Genomic DNA, 16133 nt, shown 5'->3' with positions numbered 1-16133 from the left:
TTCTGTCTGGTCACGGGTATGACGTGTGCCCCGGCCGGGCCCCGAGGGGCGCGCAGCCGGGGCACACGTGAGAAGTGCTGGTGCGGGAGGACGTTCAGCCGACGACCGCGAGGACGTCGCGGGCGCTCAGGATGAGGTACTCCTGGCCGCCGAGCTTGATCTCGGTGCCGCCGTACTTGGAGTAGATGACCTTGTCGCCGACGTTGACGTCCATCGGGACGCGGTTGCCCTTGTCGTCGATGCGGCCCGGACCGATCGCCAGGACCTCGCCCTCCTGGGGCTTCTCCTTGGCGGTGTCCGGGATGACCAGACCGGACGCGGTGGTCTGCTCGGCCTCGACGGACTTGACGACGATGCGGTCCTCGAGCGGCTTGATGGAAACCGACACTGTGGTGACCTCCCCTTCGTGGGAATGTCGAACGTGGACAGATGGTGGACCCCGGCCGTGCGCCACCGGGCTGGCACCGCCGTCGCGGGGGTCGGCACCTGGGCTCGCTGGTTAGCACTTGATGGTCGAGAGTGCTAACACTCAATCTAGGAAGCCCCTGGCACTCGGTCAAGTCGAGTGCCAGCGCGTCCCGCGGTGCGTCAGGATGAGGGCATGGACCTGGAGACCGCCCACCTGCTCGTGACCCCCGAGGCCACCGAGCTGCTGCGCAGCCTGCCGGGGTATGACGACCGCCAGGCCCTCGCCCTGGCCACCCGGCTGCGGGCGGCCGGGCACTCCCCCGGGCTGACCGCCGCGGTGCTGCACCAGTCCGCCCTGCGCGCCCGCGGCCGTGCCAAGCTCGGCGACGCGGTGGACTCGCTGCTGCTCACCGCCGACGGGCTGGAGCAGGCGACCCGCCCGCAGGTGGCCCGCCACCACGCGCAGCGCCTGGGCTCCGCAGGAGTCACCCTGGTCCACGACCTGGGCTGCGGACTCGGTCTGGACGCCCGCGCCCTGGTCGAGGCCGGGCTGGTGGTCCGGGCGATCGACACCGACCCGGCGACGGCGGTGCTCGCGGCCCACAACCTTGCGGCCGTCCCCCGCCCCGGCGACCAGGCCCCGCCGGAGGTGGCCTGCGCCCGGGCGGAGGACGTGCACCTGACCGGCGACGTCGCCGGGACGGTGCGGCCGGGCTCCCGCGACGCACGGCATACGGCCGTGTGGCTCGACCCGGCCCGCCGCACCCCCGGGGTCGCCGACGTCACCGGACGGACCCGCCGGACCTGGCGGCTCGACGACCTCGCGCCCTCCTGGGAGCTCGTGCGGTCCCTGGCCGGGCAGGTGGCCGCGGCGGGGGCCAAGCTGTCGCCGGCCCTCCCGCACGCCGCGATCCCGGACGGCGCCGAGGCGCAGTGGGTCTCGTGGCGCGGCGAGGTCGTCGAGTGCTGCCTGTGGTGGGGCGACGCGGTGGCGCACGCGGGCCGGACGGCTCTGGTCCTGTCCGAGGGCGGGGCCTGCCTGCTCACCGAGGACGACGCCGACCCCGCCTGGGCTGCGGGCGATCTCGCGGAGTGGGTCTACGAGCCGGACCGGGCCGTCATCCGCGCGGGCCTGGTGGGGGCGCTCGAGCGGGCCGTCGCGGGCCCCGAGCTCGACCCCGGTGTCGGCTACGTCACCTCGTCCGTCGAGCGAGACCTGCCGTGGGCCAGGAGATTTCGGGTGATGGAGTCACTTCCGCTGCAGGAGAAGGTGATCCGTGCCCACCTGCGTGAGATCGGCTGCGGGGCGGTGACGCTCAAGAAGCGCGGCGTCGACGTCGACCCGGACCGGCTGCGAAGGTCGCTGCGGCTCAAGGGGTCCGGAAGCGCCACCCTGATCCTGACGCGGCACGCGGGACGCCCGGTGGCGCTGCACGTCGAGCCCTCCTGAGACCCGCCGCTCATCCCTGCTCGCCGGTCGCGCCGTCGCCCAGCTCCCGCACGATGTCCAGGTGCCCGGCGTGCCGGGCGTACTCCTGCAGCACGTGCAGCAGGATCCAGTGCAGCTGAGGACACTCCTGCGCCGTGGCGAATCGCCCGCCCACACGTGCCCGCTCGGCCAAGGAGTGGGCCTGCACGATCGCGCGGGAGCGCGCCCCCACCCGGTCCAGCCGCTCCAGCAGGACCCCCGGCTCCGCCTCGGGGGTGACCCAGCCCTCCCCCGCCCGGTCGCCCCAGGGGTTCCGGGAGCGCAGCGCCCAGGAAGCCCCACTCCAGCCAGCGGCGCTCCATGAAGGTCAGGTGGACGACCAGGCCCGCGGGGGTCCACCCCGAAGGCAGCCGCGAGCTGCGCAGGGTGGCCCCGTCCAGGTCCGCGACCTTCGCCCGGACCACCCCTCGGTAGACGTCGAGGTAGTCGAGCAGCAGACCCCGCAGGTCGTCGGACGGCCCCGGCTCGCAGACGCCGGTCATCACAGGTCTCCGGTCGCGGGGGCCGGGTCGCGCTGCACGGCGTATGCCGTCAGGGCGCGCCGGTAGTCCCGCATCTCGGGGGTGTCGACCGTGTCGCAGGCCAGCTGCACGAGCAGCGCCACCGCCTCGGGCGCGCGTCCCGCATCGGTGAGCGCCAGTGCGAGGAAGCACCGGGCGGCGGCGCTGTCCGGATGCCGACGCACCGCCTCCTGGAGCACCGCCACCGACTGCTCGGCCCTCCCGAGGACGCGCAGGGTGCTGCCGAGCCGGATCCGGGCGGCCCGCTCGCGCACCGGGTCCAGGCCCCCGGCCAGCGCCTGCTCGTAGAGCCCCCGCGCCGCGCCCTCCCGGCCCGCCCAGTCGTAGGTGCTCGCGAGCTCGTAGGCCGGGCCCGGGTCCTCGGGCGTCGTGCCGTACAGCGCCTCGACGCGGGCGACCGGGGGCCCGGGGTCGGCGGGGTCGCTGTCCCGCCATACCTGCAGCAGGATCTCGGCCGACCGGTCGGGCTCGGGGGTCGCAGTCACGTCGCCACGGTGGCACAGCGCTCCCGGCACCGTAGCCCGGGCGCCGACGCAGTGCGGACCCTCAGAGCAGGGCGTCGCGCTGGGCGCCGGCGTGCTGCACGGCGTCGGCCCCGGCCTGCAGCGCGGCGGCGACGGCGTCCTCGTGCGTGTCCCCCAGTGCCAGCCGCGCCGCCAGGGCCCCGCAGAAGGCGTCACCGGCGCCGGTGGTGTCCACGACCCGCTCGGCGGGCACCGGCACGGCCGGGTGCTCGGTGCCGTTCCAGGCGCACCCGGCGGCGCCGAAGGTGACGAGCAGGGACGCCGGGAAGGCCCCGTCGTCGGCCAGCTCCAGGGCCTCGTGCTCGTTGACGACCAGCGGATCGGCCACCTCGACCACGTGGTGCGGCAGGTGGGCGTAGGGGGCGGCGTTGAGGACCACCCGGACGTCCCGTGACGCGATCCGGCGGACGGCCTCGGCCACGGTCTCGATCGGCACCTCCAGGCTCACGAGCAGCACGTCGCCCGCCGCCATGGTGTCCAGGACCGCCGTGTGGTGCGGCGCCAGCTCGGCGTTGGCCCCGGGAGCCACGACGATCTGGTTGGCCCCGGCCTCGTCCACCGTGACGAAGGCCTGCCCGGTCGCCTCGCCCGCGACGACCCTCAGGTGACTCACGTCGATCCCCTTGTCGTGCAACCGGTCCCGGTATGCCACACCCGGCTCGTCGGAACCGATGGCACCCACCATGACCACCTCGGCGCCCTGCCCCGCGGCGGCGACCGCCTGGTTGCCGCCCTTGCCGCCCGCCGTCCGGCGCAGGGTGCCCCCGACGACCGTCTCCCCCGACCGGGGCAGCCGGTCGACCGGGACGGTGAGATCGACGTTGAGGGACCCGAGGACGTAGACGCGGCTCATGGGGCCATCCTCCCCCGCCCGGGCAGATGTGGTGGGCGCACGACTCGGGTACGGTCTGCTCGATGTCCGACCGCACCCGCACCGCCCGCCTGATCGTCCTCCTCACGTCGCTCGGGTCGCTGGCGACCGCCTGCGGCGGGCCGCCGCCGGGCGGTGCGGGCGTGCGTCCCCCGACCACGACGACGTCGGTGGCCCCCGCCACCACCGGGGAGCGGCACGCCACCGCGACGGGCGCCGCCCCGTCCCCTCGGCCGACCACTCCCACCTCGCCCCCCGCGCCCGCCACCCCGGCCACCTGCGCGGCGACCCTGGTGGACCGGCTCACCCCGGCCCAGCGGGTCGGCCAGCTCGTGATGATCGGGATCAGCGCGGACGCCCGGCCCGAGGCCGAGCGGGCCGTCTCCGAGCACGCGGTGGGCAATGCCTTCTTCATCGGCGGGTGGCGGGACGTCGACGCGGTGCGCCCGATCTCCGACGCCATGCAGGAGGCCGCCCGCCGGTCCGGCACGGGGCTGGGGCTGCTCGTGGCCGCCGACCAGGAGGGCGGCAAGGTGCAGCAGCTCAAGGGCGAGGGCTTCCCGCCCGTGCCGAGCGCCGTGCGGCAGGCCCGGCTCGCCCCCGAGGAGCTGCGGTCCCTGGCGACCAGGCTGGGCCGCACCCTGACCGCGGCGGGTGTCAACCTGGACCTGGCGCCGGTCGCCGACACCGTCGACCCCCGGCTCGGCCGGGCCAACGAGCCGATCGGCCGCTGGGACCGGCAGTACGCCACCGATCCCCAGCAGGTCGGGCCGCCCGTCAGCGCCTTCATCACCGGGCTGCACGCCGCCGGGGTGGGCGCGACCATCAAGCACTTCCCGGGCATCGGGCGGGTGCGGGCCAACACCGACTTCTCGGCCACCGGCATCGACGACCCGGTGATGACGGTCAGGGACGCCTACCTCGAGCCCTTCGCCGACGGGATCGCCGCCGGCGCCGACGTGGTCATGGTGGCCACGGCCCGCTATCCGCGCATCGACCCGACCACGCACGCGGCCTTCTCCCGCCCGATCGTCACCGAGCTGCTGCGCGGGCGCCTCGGCTACCAGGGCGTGGTCGCGACGGACGACCTCGGCGTCGCCGCGTCGGTGCGGTCGGTGCCGACCGGGCAACGAGCCGTGCGGTTCGTCCGCGCGGGGGGCGACCTCGCGCTCACCGGCATCGCCACGGACGGGCCCCGGATGACGGCGGCGCTGCTGGCCGAGGCGGGCAGGGACCCGGCCTTCGCCGCCCAGGTGCGGGCCGCCGCGATCAGGGTCGTCGCCCTCAAGGTGCGGCGCGGCCTGGCTCGCTGCGGCTGAGACCCGCTGCGGGGGCCGGCACGTCAGGTCCGGTCGACCGGGCGGCCCGCCGGTGTCCTGCGGCCTCCCGTCTGTAGCGGCCGGGTGGCTCAGGCCGAGACCACCGTGACCGGCATCGAGGAGTCCGCCGGCAGACCGAGGTCGGAGGGCGTGCGCCCCCGCGCGACCATCTGGGCGCCGAGCGCCGCGACCATCGCGCCGTTGTCGGTGCACAGCCCCGGCCGCGGGACGCGCAGCCGGACCCCGGCCTGATCGCACCGCTCCTGGGCCATCTCCCGCAGCCGTGAGTTGGCCGCCACCCCACCCCCGATGACCAGGTCGGTGGCCCCCATCTCCCGACAGGCCAGCAGCGCCTTGCGGGTGAGCACGTCGGTGACGGCCTCCTGGAAGCTCGCGGCCACGTCGGCCACCGGCACCGGCTCCCCGGCCTCCTGACGCGCGCGTACCCACCGGGTCACCGCGGTCTTGAGCCCGGAGAAGGAGTAGTCGTAGCGGTGCCGCTCCATGTCCTTGCCCGCGGTGAGCCCGCGGGGGAAGTCGATGACGATCTGCCCCTCGCGCGCGGAGCGGTCGATGATCGGTCCGCCCGGGAAGCCCAGGCCCAGCACCCGCGCGACCTTGTCGAAGGCCTCTCCGGCGGCGTCGTCGATGGTCTGCCCGACGTGCTGGACGTCGCCGGTGATGTCCGGGACGAAGAGCAGGTTGGAGTGGCCCCCCGAGACGAGCAGCGCCATCGTCGGCTCGGGCAGCGGCCCGTGCTGCACCATGTCCACGGCCACGTGGGAGGCGAGGTGGTTGACGCCGTAGATCGGCTTGTCCAGCGCCACGGCGAGCGCCTTGGCCGCGGCGACGCCGACCAGGAGCGCCCCGGCCAGGCCGGGCCCGGAGGTGACGGCGACGGCGTCCAGGTCCTGCAGGGTGACCCCGGCCTCGGCGCAGGCGCGGCGGATCGTGGGGATCATCGCCTCCAGGTGGGCGCGCGAGGCCACCTCGGGCACCACGCCGCCGAAGCGCGCGTGCTCGTCGACGCTGCTCGCGATGGCGTCGACGAGCAGCGTGTGGCCGCGGACGATCCCGACGCCGGTCTCGTCGCAGGAGGTCTCGATGCCGAGGACGAGCGGCTCGTCGGTGCGGGTCATGTCAGGTGTCTTTCTGGGTGGGCTGCGGATCAGGTCGTATGCCGGAGGCGGCGCCGGTCGCCCCGCGGCCCTGGGCGGGCTCGCCCGGGGCCAGGTGGCGGCGCATCACGAGCGCGTCGCCGTCGCCGGGCTGGTAGTAGCGGCGCCGCACCGAGATGGTCTCGAAGCCGTGGCTCTCGTAGAGCGCCCGGGCCGGGGCGTTGTCGGCGCGGACCTCCAGGAGCAGGGCGCTCGCTCCCCCGGCCGTCGCCCGGGCGACCAGCTCGTGCAGCAGGCGCCGTCCGAGGCCCAGGCCGCGGGCGACGGGGGTGACGGCGATGGTCATCACGTCGGCGACGTCCCCGCCGTGGTCGAGCCCGGCGTAGCCGACGACGCCGCCGCGCTCCGGGTCGTCCCAGACGACGTACTCCCGCCGGGGACGTCCGGCGAGCTCGGACCACCAGGTGGGCTCGCTCCACGCGTCCTGGGCGAAGGCCTCACGCTCCAGCTCGGCGAGCCGCGGCAGGTCGCCCCAGGCCAGCTCGCGCAGCACTCAGACCACCGTGACGGGGGCGACGGAGGGGACGGCGTCGGGGCGGCGCAGGTAGCGGGGGGTGGTGTCGGACAGGTCCTCGCCCGCGGCGAGGCGGCGGACGGCCAGGTCGGCGAGCCAGCCCGCACAGACGTCGCGGGGGCTGCTGGGCACGACGGCGCCGAGCTCGGGATACAGGTGCGGTCCGCGGCCGACGACGGGCCGTCCGCCCAGCCGCGGGGCGAGGTCGGCGGGGCGGCACACGGCTGGCTCCCCCTCGCGCACGGGCAGCTCCCCGGACAGGTCGTAGCCCGCCCAGTAGACCTCCTTGCGGCGGGCGTCGGTCGCCACCACGAGCCGCCGCGGGCCGTCGACGGCGGCCTGCCGGGCCTCGTGGGCGAGGGCGTCCAGGGAGCACAGCCCGTGGACCGGCAGGTCCAGGGCCAGGGCGAAGGTGCGGGCGCTGACGATGCCGACCCGCAGCCCGGTGAACGGGCCCGGCCCGGTGCCCACCACCACCGCGTCGACGTCGGCCGGTCGCAGCCCGGCCTGCCGCAGGACGGTCACGATGCCGGGGGCGACGAGCTCGCCGTGGGCCCGCGCGTCGAGCACGCCGTGCTCGGCGACGACCCGGTCGCCGTCGTGCAGGGCGACGCCGATGGCGCTGGTGGAGGTGTCGATGGCGAGCAGCACGCGCGGCAGTCTATCGCCGCTGCTCAGCCCGCCTGGTTGGTCACCCTTTCCCTGGCGACGGGCAGGGCCCGGGCCAGCAGCGGCGTGACCCCGATCCCGACGGCCGCCGACGCGGCGAGGGCCAGCCAGACCGACGCGTCACCGCGGCCCAGGAGCCAGGTGAAGGCCGCCGGGGCGATGATGCCGGCGACGTTCCAGGACAGCTGGTAGGCCGACAGGTAGGTCCCCCGCAGCTCGGCCGGCCGAGAGTCCACCGCCACCGCGGAGAGCACCGGGCCGCCGAGGAGCTCGCCCAGGGTGTAGACCCCCACCGCGACGAGGACGACCGCGGTGGCCGGCCCGGCGCCGGCACGGCCGGCCACCGCCAGGAGGAGGAAGCCCACCACGAAGGCCACCCCCGCCAGCGCGAGCACCCGGTGCCGACGGTGGCCGGTCATCGCACGCACCACCAGGCCCTGGCCGAGGCCGACCAGCACCGTGTTGAGGGTGTAGATCCCCCCGGTCACCCACCCGGGCAGGTGGAGCCGGTCGGCGGCATACACCGGCATCGCGTTGTTGAGCGCCAGCCCGCACAGGGCGTAGCCGAGGGTGGCGACGAGCAGCACGGCGTAGGGGGCGTCACGCAGCACGACGCCGATGCCGGCGAGCGGGTGCCGCCCCGGGGTGCGCTTGGGCGCCGGCACGGGAACGCCCGCGAGCAGGACGAGCGCGAGGACGAAGGACACGGCGTTGGCGAGGACCACGCCGTGGTAGGCCGTGAGCGTCCCCACGGAGATCACCAGGCCCGCCACCAGCCCGCCCACCGCGAAGCCGAGGTTGCGCAGGGCCCCGACGAAGCCGTACCACAGCTCCCGCTCGCCCTCGTGGGTGATGGCGGCCAGCATCGGCCCGAAGGAGCCCCAGAAGCAGGCCTGCCCCAGGGCTGCCAGGATGGTGACGGTCTGCATGCCGGCCGCGTCGTGAACGAGCAGGAAGCCGGCATACGCCGCCGCCTGGATCGCGTTGGCCGCCAGCAGCATCGGGCGCGGCCCCAGCCGGTCGACGAGCTGCCCCACGAGCAGGACGACCGGGAGCGCCACGGCGGCGGCGATCGACAGGGCGGCCCCGACCTGCTCGAGCCGGACGTCGGTGGTGCGCAGGAAGTACAGCATCGACAGGGGCATGAAGACCCCGGAGCCGATCGCGTCGACCGTGATGGCGACGACGAACCGGCGATGGTCGCCGACGGGTGGGAAGCCGAGATGGCGCAGCATGTGCCCAGTCTGCCCGCCACCTCGGTGCCAGGGTCGAGCGGAGCGGGGACACCGAGACGACGGCGCGGGTCGGGCGCGGCGGAGGGTGGTCGGGGCACGAGGTGCCCGTCGCCCGACGTCAGGAGATCGCCGCCCCGAGGGTGTGATCAGACATACGAATAGTCACAGACCCTCACGTTGCCCACTACGCATCGCACCAGGTGGGCGCGGAGAGTCAAAAACTGTCCTCCCGCCGGGGGGATGACCATTGCGCCCACGGACACGGCGGGTGACGATCGACCGACACCCCCAACACGAGGAGGCGCCGTGGAGCCAGCCGCGACCCGCAACACGCACCGCGGCAGGCCTCGCGAGGGGCGGGAGGGCCGGGACGGACGGGATCGGCGCGAGCCTCGCGATCCCCGCATCGACCCCGCCGGATCCACCGTCGCCTACGGCGCCACGCGCAGCTACCGCACCACCTCCGTCCCGCTCGACGAGGACTCCCGACGGTCGGTGCACGACACCATGTCGAAGTACCTGCCGCCCGTGGACGAGGACTACTACCTGGCAGGCTCCCCCGACGAGCCACGCACCGAGCTGATCCCCGTCTACCGCGACCCGGTGCGGCCGACCGCCTCCTCCCGCACGGAGCAGCCAGCCGGGTCCGGGTGGCCCTACGACGACCGGGACGCGAGCCCGCCCGGCGGCCCGGCTCGCACCGAGCTCATCCGGCCGGTGCCCGACGGCGGGTCCAGGCCCGGCGGGGCGACGGCCTACACCTCTGCGGGCTCCTCCGGCCCGGGCACCTCCTCGCCCTCCTCGTACCCCTCGGCACCCAGCTACACCCCCGACCTCTACGCCACGCCGGCGGCGCACCGTCAGACCAGCGGGACCTACGAGTCCCCCACCACCTACGAGTCCCCCACCACCTACGAGCCTCCCACCACCTACGAGCCTCCCACCACCTACGAGCCTCCCAGGACCTACCAGCCCTCCGAGAGCTACCAGCCGTTCGCGCGGCCCGCGTCCTCTCCGGGGACCTACGACGCGCCCACCGGCTACGACAGCCTCGGCGACGCGCCCACCTCGTACGACTCCGCGACGTCGTACACCTCCCGGCACGCGAGCCCGGAGCCCCCCACGTCGTACGAGACCCGCGCGCCCTACGAGCCCCCGGCCTCCTACGAGCCCCCGGCGTCCTACGAGCCCTGGAGGACGTACGAGTCCCCTGCGCCGCCGGAGTCCCGCCTGACGCCCGGGTCACCCACGGCCTTCACGTCACCCACGGGTCCTCCCTCCTCGTGGTCGGAGGGCTACCAACCACCGACGTCCCTCGACGCCCCTCCCTACGCCTCCCACTCTTACGGCGCCTCCTCCTACGGCTCCTCCGTGGTCGACCGGACGTTCACTCCCACCCCTGACGACGAGCCACCGTTCGAGGACCGCTACCCCGGCGCTCGCACCGAGCTGTTCGCCCCCGTCCGCGACCGCCCCGGGTATGACGAGGAGCACGACCGCCACCCCGCGGACGCCGCGTCCTACGACGAGGACGACCGCTACGACCGGGACGAGCTGGAGGACGAGGACGACGGATACCCGCCGGAGCTGGGCACCGACCCGCTCGACCGCAGCGCCTCGTGGGACCGAGGGACGCCCGGCAGCACGGTCCCGCACGACCCTCTCGCCGCATGGGCCTCTGACCGGGGCTACCCCGGGCACGAGGCGGCGGCAGGAACCGAGCCCCGCACCGAGGTCTTCCGCCCGGTCCTGGACGACCCCGAGGACCTCGACGACGAGGACGAGGACTACCGCTTCGACGTCCGTGACCCGGCACCCCGCACCGAGGTCTTCCGCCCGGTCCTGGACGACCCCGAGGACCTCGACGACGAGGACGAGGACTACCGCTTCGACGTCCGTGACCCGGCACCCCGCACCGAGGTCTTCCGCCCGGTCCTGGCCGACCCCGAGGACCTCGACGACGAGGACGGCGGACCGCGCACCGCGACGTTCACCCCGGTCTTCGACGACGGGGACGACGAGCTCGACGCCCAGTCCCGCTCACGGCTAGGTCGGCGCGACGGGTCGGGCACACCCGATCCCCAGCCGACCCGGGCCCTCACCCGCTCGCAGATGCGGCGTGGCGTGGAGACCACCGGCCCGACGAGCCGCGCAGTTCGCGGGGAGCAGGAGCACACCGGCCCGCTGACGCGGGCCGAGACCCGGCGCAGCACGGGGTCGCACACCCGGGTGGCCCCACGCGACGAGGGCGGATACGTCCCCCGCGAGAAGCCCCCCGCCGGTCAGCTGCTGCTCATGGCCGCGGCCGGATTCATCACCATGATGACCGAGGCCCTCCCCGTGGCCGTCACCCCGTCCATGCGGGCCGGGCTCGGCTGGTCGGACGGGATCATCGGCCAGCTGGTCACGGCCTATGCCGTGGGGTGCGGGCTGGCCGCCATACCCATGACCGCGCTCACCAGGTCCGTCAACCGCAAGCCGCTGCTGCTCACCACCCTGCTCGCCTTCGTGGTCACCAACAGCGTGCCCCTCCTGACGTCCGAGCTGATGGTCCTCACCGTCGCGCGGTTCGCCGCGGGTGCCTGCGCCGGCCTGCTGTGGGCGATGCTGGCCGGTTACGCCACCCGGCTGGTGGTCCCGGAGATCGCGGGCCGGGCCATGGCCATCGCCATGGCCGGCACGCCCATGGCGCTCGCGCTGGGGATCCCCTTCGGCAGCCTCCTCGGCAGCCTGCTCGGCTGGCGGCTCTCCTTCGCCGCCGTGTCCGCGCTCGCGGCCGCGGTCCTGCTCCTCGCCCTCGTCAGCCTGCCCCGCATCCCCGGAGAACCCCGGGGCGGAGACCGACCCGGGCTGTTCAGCGTGATCCGGCTGCCCGGACTCGGCCGGGTGCTCGCGGTGACCGCGTTCTACTCCACCGCCCACAACGTGGTCTACACCTTCTTGCCGGCCCTGGCCCAGGGGCGCCGGGACCTGCGACTGGACGTGCTGCTCCTCGCCTTCGGGCTGGTCGCCGTCGTCGGGCTGGCCCTGGTCGGCAGGAACGTGGACCGCCACCTGCAGCTGCTCGCCACCCTCGTCTGCGCGGGACTGATGGGCTCCCTCGCCGCCTGCTTCCTGGTGCCCACCGGGCCGCTCTTCACGGTGCTCGGGGTCGTCGCGGTGTGGGGCCTGGCCTTCGGCGGTGCCCCGACGATCTTCCAGACCGCCTCGGCTCGCATCTGCGGGCAGTCCCAGGAGATCGGTCAGGCCCTGGTGGTGACCACCTGGAACCTCTGCGTCGCGGTGGCCGGCGCCCTCGGCGGGGTGCTCGTGGACGCCGGCCAGACCCGGACGCTGCCCTGGGCGGGCACGGCACTGGCGCTCGTGGCCACCCTGGGCTCGGTCAGGCTTGCTGCTGCTCGCGCCAGATCACACGCCGCTCCCCGCCACGGACGGGGACACTGAGCCGGTTTCCGGCGGGCGGCAGCGGGCAGGAGTAGAAGTCCGAGAACCCGCAGGGCGGCACGAAGGCGCGGTTGAGGTCGAGCTCGAGCTCACCGTCCTGCGGGATGTCGAGCTTGAGGAAGCGGCCGGGGGCGTAGGACTCACGGCCCGTGGTCTCGTCGGCGAAGACGACGACCAGCACGCGGCCGTCCAGGAACCCCGCCAGCCGGTGCTCCTCACCGCCCAGGGTGAACTGCACGCTGCCGGGCACCTGCTTCAGCGAGCCGCTGTCGCTGCCGCGGCTGAACTCCCACGGCACGGCCTGCACCTCGGCGTCGCGGACGAAACGAGCCGGGACCACCAGCTGCGGGTCGTAGTCGTAGCAGTCGATGCGCTCGAACTCGACCCGGCGCGGGGCGGAGGGGTCGTAGACGCGGACCTCGAACGCGGAGCCGTCCAACGAGAACGCGTCGGCGGCGAGCCCCTGCCAGGTCAGGAGCGGGGTGCCGTCGGGGCGCAGCCGGGCCCAGGCACGATCGCCGTCCACGAGCTCCCCGTCGAGGCGGACCTCGTCCGCGGCGTCGGCGGTGACCATGATCTCGTCGGCGTCGCCGACGCGCCATACCGTCGCCGGGATCTGGTCCAGCTGCTCCGGCTGCTCGGTGACCTGCAGGAAGCCCACGAGGGCGAGGTTGCCGTGCGGGCCGGTGACGGCGGAGTGGCGGGCCTCGCGCCAGCGCTGGTGCTCGGCAGCGGGAGTGCTGGTCTCGGTGGTCATGATGCTCTCCTCAAGGGTGGTGATGGCGATGCCAGGGCTCTGGCGGTGGGGGTATGACGGGTCCGGCCGGGGCGCGACGAGAGCCGCGCCCCGGCCGGACCGAGGGTGGTGCTGGATGATCAGCCCGCGGCTCAGGCCGGCGGGTAGTGGGTGCTCAGCATGACGTTGACCCACTCGCGGATCTTGGCCTCGTCGGCGGGGCCGTTCAGCGGGGTGAGCTGGACCTTGCCGTTGTAGAAGACGAACATCTGCGGGACCGTGGTCACGCGGATGCCCTTGCGGGCCAGGATGGAGGCGCCGGGTCCGGCCATGTCGACGTTGACCAGGGTCCACTTGCCGCCGTCGCCGTTGACGATCTTCTTGGCGGCCTCACCGTTGCGCTTGGAGCCGTTGAAGTAGCCGTCCAGGTGGGCGCGGATGGCCACCGGGTGACGCTTGGACATGGCGACGACGGTGTTCCAGTCCTGCTCGGACTTCAGGTCCATGACCAGCGGATCGGTCGCGGGAGCCTTGCCCTCGGCGACGGAGTCGATCCAGGCCTTGACGGCCTCGGCGTCGCCCTCGTAGCCCGTGCGGCGCGAGATCTCCTTGCCGTCACGCATGGCGACGAGCGTCGGGAACCACGGGTTGTCGAACTTCTTCCACAGCTCGGGGAAGGCCGTCCCATCCAGACGCGTGTACTGCCACTTGCCGCCGTCGGCGCGGTACTTCGCGTCCAGCACCGGCGCGATGGCCAGGCAGGGCTCGCACTTGTCCTTCGAGAAGTCGATGATCACGGTCCGCTTGGCGGACTCCTTGATCACGGCCTCGTCGAAGTTCTTGTCCGTGAGCTGCACGGCGCCCGGGGGCAGCTCGGGCAGGGTGCCGTCGCCGGGGGTCGGGGCGGGAGCGGGCGTGGTCGGAGCCGGCGCGGTCGTGGTCGGAGCCGGCGCCGTGGAGGTGGGCACCGGGATCGGGGCGGTGCTGGTGGGCACCGGGCCGGGAACGGTGCCGGTCGGGGCCGGCAGGGTCGGGGTCTGGGTGGGGCGCGGCTTGGTGGGCAGCGGCGTCGGAGACGTCTGGGTGGGCCGCGGCGTTTCGGTCGGACGCGGCGTCTGGGTGGGGCGCGGCGCCGGAGTGGTGGTCGGCGCGGGGGTGGTGGTCGGCGCGGGGGTGTTGGTCGGGCCGTACTCCTTGAGCATGGCGTCGAGCCACTCGCGGGTGCCGGACTCGCCCGCCCAGCCCTCCATGCGACCGGTGCCCTTCATCTCACCGTTCTTGCCCCACGGGATCATGGTGGGGTAGCCGTCGGCGCCGAACTCCTTCTCGGCGCCACCCGCCTTGTCCACGTCGATGATCGCGAGGACCCACTTGCCCGCGTCGTCGGCGTTGAACTTGCGGATCACCGGGTCCAGCTTCTTGCAGTAACCGCACCAGGCCGGGGCGGTGACCAGGATGACGACCGGGCGGTCCTTGCTCATGGCCTTGACCTCGGCCAGGTTCGACATGTTGACGTCGATGATCGTGCCGCCGGCGGCGACGGTGGCGGCACGGACGGAGGCGGTCGTGGGGGCGGCGACCGCGGCAGAGGCCAGGCTGGGGGCCATCGACGAGGCGACCCCGGCTGCGAGCACGCCCGCGAGGAGCGAGCGACTGGTGGTGCGGGAGAGGTTCATCAGTGGGAGTTCCTTCTCTTCTTGGGGGTGGACCGAGCGGTGTGCCGGATCCGTCGTACGGCAGAGCAGGTCAGATGGGGACTGCTCGCCTGGTGGTCCTGGTCAGCGGGTCTCGTGGATCCCCACGCCGCGGGCGAGCCCGAGACGACCGAGAGCCACGTGAACCACGAAGGCGACCAGGACGGAGGTGAGTGCCGGCACGAGCCAGCCGTCGAGAAGCTGCGGGTTTGCCGAGGCCCAGCGCCCGGCCAGCCAGCCGACCAGCCAGGCGACCAGACCGGCCGGCACCCAACGGGGCGCCGTGGCGGGCAGGGCCCCCGACGCGCGGGAGGCGTCGAGCTCGCCGCGCCAGGAGCGACACACGAAGTAGTCCGCGATGAGGATCGCCGCGATGGGCGGGCACAGGACACCCAGCTCGAGCAGGAAGGGGGTGATGTGCTCGGCCATGCCGACGGCGCTGAGGATGGACCCCAGCACACCGAGACCCGCCGCGACGAAGGCGCGGTTGACGTGCCGACCGGTCAGCACGTGCACCGCGTTGACGATGCCGAGCGAGGAGGGGTAGAGGTTCCAGTCGTTGACCTTGATGATCGACAGGGCCAGCACCAGGACGCCCAGCACACCGGACGTGGACTGGATGATCCCGACGATGACGCCGGCGTTCGCCGGGACGGAGATCTTGAGCGCGTGGGCCAGCATGACCCCGACCACGCCGACGAAGTACTCCCCGAACGTCACGCCGACGACGGTCTGCTTGACGACGTCCATCGCGGTGCGGTTGTAGCGCGACATGTCCGGGGTGAAGATCGCGCCGACGATGAAGCCGCCCGCCACCATGGTGGTCGCGGCGCCCATCGAGATGGGCGTGCCCGAGGGACCGGAGGCGAGCAGGTCACCCAGGGAGTGCTTGGACAGCTCGGAGAAGATCGCCCACAGGCACAGGCCCAGGAAGGCCGGCACCGCCACCCACGCCACCCAGTTCATGGCGTTGAAGCCGAAGACCACGATCGCCGTGACGAGGAGACCACCGAGGATGCACAGCGCCCACAGCGGGACCGCGGGGGCGATGCGGTGCAGACCCTCGGCGAAGACGGCGTTCTGGATGGCGAACCAGCCGACGAGGCTGAGCGCCATCACCACACCCACCATGGCCGAGCCGCCCGTGCCGAAGCCGGACCAGCGGGCGAGCGGCGAGGTGGACAGCCCCTCACGCTGGCCGGCGATCCCGACGAAGATGGTGAGCGCCTCCAGGACCACCGAGCCGATGGTGATGGCCAGCATCGCGTCCCAGAAGGACAGGCCGATGCCGATGGAGGCGGCGAGCATGAACTGGGCCAGGGCGGAGAGCATCCCGAAGCGCTGCATGGCCACGGAGAACCAGCCGTAGCGCGCCTCGAGCGGCACCCGCTGCAGGGAGTAGTCGTCGGCGGCGACGGCGACCGAGTCGTCGTGCCCGGTCGAGGGGGATGGGGACAAGGTGGCGGTCATGATCGGGTCCTGAGGGGGGGAAGCGGCGGGGAGGGGAGGCGCGGAGGTCGCGGTGAGGGCG

The 16133-nt window shown here is 73.9% G+C and carries 14 protein-coding genes and 1 pseudogene; 3 read left to right on the top strand and 12 right to left on the bottom strand.

Features of this window, described 5'->3' with window-relative positions:
• Window positions 1–94 precede the first annotated feature (94 nt).
• The gene (gene groES / locus ACK2IS_RS04655; RefSeq protein WP_409484982.1) at window positions 95–388 is read right to left on the bottom strand and encodes a co-chaperone GroES; all 294 of its coding nucleotides are present in this window, start codon (window positions 386–388) and stop codon (window positions 95–97) included.
• Between the two features lie 213 nt (window positions 389–601).
• Here groES and ACK2IS_RS04650 point away from each other — a divergent pair, with 213 nt between their 5' ends.
• Window positions 602–1858, top strand: a complete 1257-nt coding sequence (locus ACK2IS_RS04650; RefSeq protein WP_409484981.1) for a THUMP-like domain-containing protein — start codon at window positions 602–604, stop codon at window positions 1856–1858.
• Window positions 1859–1868: 10 nt separating this feature from the next.
• Here ACK2IS_RS04650 and ACK2IS_RS04645 read toward each other — a convergent pair whose 3' ends face one another.
• The 4 genes and pseudogenes from ACK2IS_RS04645 to ACK2IS_RS04630 all read right to left on the bottom strand — a co-directional run bounded on the left by ACK2IS_RS04645 (window position 1869) and on the right by ACK2IS_RS04630 (window position 3795).
• On the bottom strand, window positions 1869–2162 hold the full coding sequence (locus ACK2IS_RS04645) for a DUF664 domain-containing protein (RefSeq protein WP_409485633.1): 294 nt from the start codon (window positions 2160–2162) through the stop codon (window positions 1869–1871).
• A gap of 85 nt (window positions 2163–2247) precedes the next feature.
• Window positions 2248–2379, bottom strand: a pseudogene (locus ACK2IS_RS04640) (hypothetical protein); the annotation flags it as partial.
• On the bottom strand, window positions 2379–2903 hold the full coding sequence (locus tag ACK2IS_RS04635) for a tetratricopeptide repeat protein (RefSeq protein WP_409484980.1): 525 nt from the start codon (window positions 2901–2903) through the stop codon (window positions 2379–2381). The pseudogene ACK2IS_RS04640 and the gene ACK2IS_RS04635, both read right to left, overlap by 1 nt.
• A gap of 61 nt (window positions 2904–2964) precedes the next feature.
• On the bottom strand, window positions 2965–3795 hold the full coding sequence (locus ACK2IS_RS04630) for a ribokinase (RefSeq protein WP_409484979.1): 831 nt from the start codon (window positions 3793–3795) through the stop codon (window positions 2965–2967).
• Window positions 3796–3857: 62 nt separating this feature from the next.
• Between ACK2IS_RS04630 and ACK2IS_RS04625 the strand changes: the two genes are divergently transcribed.
• On the top strand, window positions 3858–5132 hold the full coding sequence (locus tag ACK2IS_RS04625) for a glycoside hydrolase family 3 N-terminal domain-containing protein (protein WP_409484978.1): 1275 nt from the start codon (window positions 3858–3860) through the stop codon (window positions 5130–5132).
• Window positions 5133–5221: 89 nt separating this feature from the next.
• On the opposite strand, the gene tsaD is transcribed toward ACK2IS_RS04625, so the two are convergent.
• From tsaD to ACK2IS_RS04605, 4 genes are read right to left on the bottom strand one after another with little or no spacing between them, the layout of a single operon-like run.
• A complete protein-coding gene (gene tsaD / locus ACK2IS_RS04620) occupies window positions 5222–6271 on the bottom strand; it encodes a tRNA (adenosine(37)-N6)-threonylcarbamoyltransferase complex transferase subunit TsaD (RefSeq protein WP_409484977.1) in 1050 nt (349 codons plus the stop codon).
• A gap of 1 nt (window position 6272) precedes the next feature.
• Window positions 6273–6803, bottom strand: a complete 531-nt coding sequence (gene rimI / locus ACK2IS_RS04615) for a ribosomal protein S18-alanine N-acetyltransferase (RefSeq protein WP_409484976.1) — start codon at window positions 6801–6803, stop codon at window positions 6273–6275.
• The gene (gene tsaB / locus ACK2IS_RS04610; RefSeq protein ID WP_409484975.1) at window positions 6804–7475 is read right to left on the bottom strand and encodes a tRNA (adenosine(37)-N6)-threonylcarbamoyltransferase complex dimerization subunit type 1 TsaB; all 672 of its coding nucleotides are present in this window, start codon (window positions 7473–7475) and stop codon (window positions 6804–6806) included.
• 23 nt (window positions 7476–7498) lie between these two features.
• On the bottom strand, window positions 7499–8728 hold the full coding sequence (locus ACK2IS_RS04605; protein WP_409484974.1) for an MFS transporter: 1230 nt from the start codon (window positions 8726–8728) through the stop codon (window positions 7499–7501).
• Between the two features lie 306 nt (window positions 8729–9034).
• Between ACK2IS_RS04605 and ACK2IS_RS04600 the strand changes: the two genes are divergently transcribed.
• A complete protein-coding gene (locus ACK2IS_RS04600; RefSeq protein ID WP_409484973.1) occupies window positions 9035–12172 on the top strand; it encodes an MFS transporter in 3138 nt (1045 codons plus the stop codon).
• Here the strand turns inward: ACK2IS_RS04600 and ACK2IS_RS04595 are convergent.
• The 3 genes from ACK2IS_RS04595 to ACK2IS_RS04585 form a co-directional block, all read right to left on the bottom strand.
• Window positions 12111–12929: a DUF1684 domain-containing protein gene (locus ACK2IS_RS04595; protein ID WP_409484972.1), complete on the bottom strand. Its 819-nt coding sequence runs from the start codon at window positions 12927–12929 to the stop codon at window positions 12111–12113. The genes ACK2IS_RS04600 and ACK2IS_RS04595 overlap by 62 nt on opposite strands.
• A 131-nt stretch (window positions 12930–13060) precedes the next feature.
• Window positions 13061–14584 (bottom strand): thioredoxin domain-containing protein, encoded by a 1524-nt coding sequence (locus tag ACK2IS_RS04590; protein ID WP_409484971.1) that lies wholly within the window; start codon window positions 14582–14584, stop codon window positions 13061–13063.
• Window positions 14585–14686: 102 nt separating this feature from the next.
• Window positions 14687–16072, bottom strand: coding sequence for a purine-cytosine permease family protein (locus ACK2IS_RS04585; protein ID WP_409484970.1), 1386 nt, complete (start codon window positions 16070–16072; stop codon window positions 14687–14689).
• Window positions 16073–16133 lie beyond the last annotated feature (61 nt).

It is taken from the genome of Arsenicicoccus dermatophilus (assembly GCF_046267915.1).
Classification (GTDB): Bacteria; Actinomycetota; Actinomycetes; order Actinomycetales; family Dermatophilaceae; genus Arsenicicoccus; species Arsenicicoccus dermatophilus_A.
This window is presented reverse-complemented; position numbering and strand designations above follow the sequence as displayed.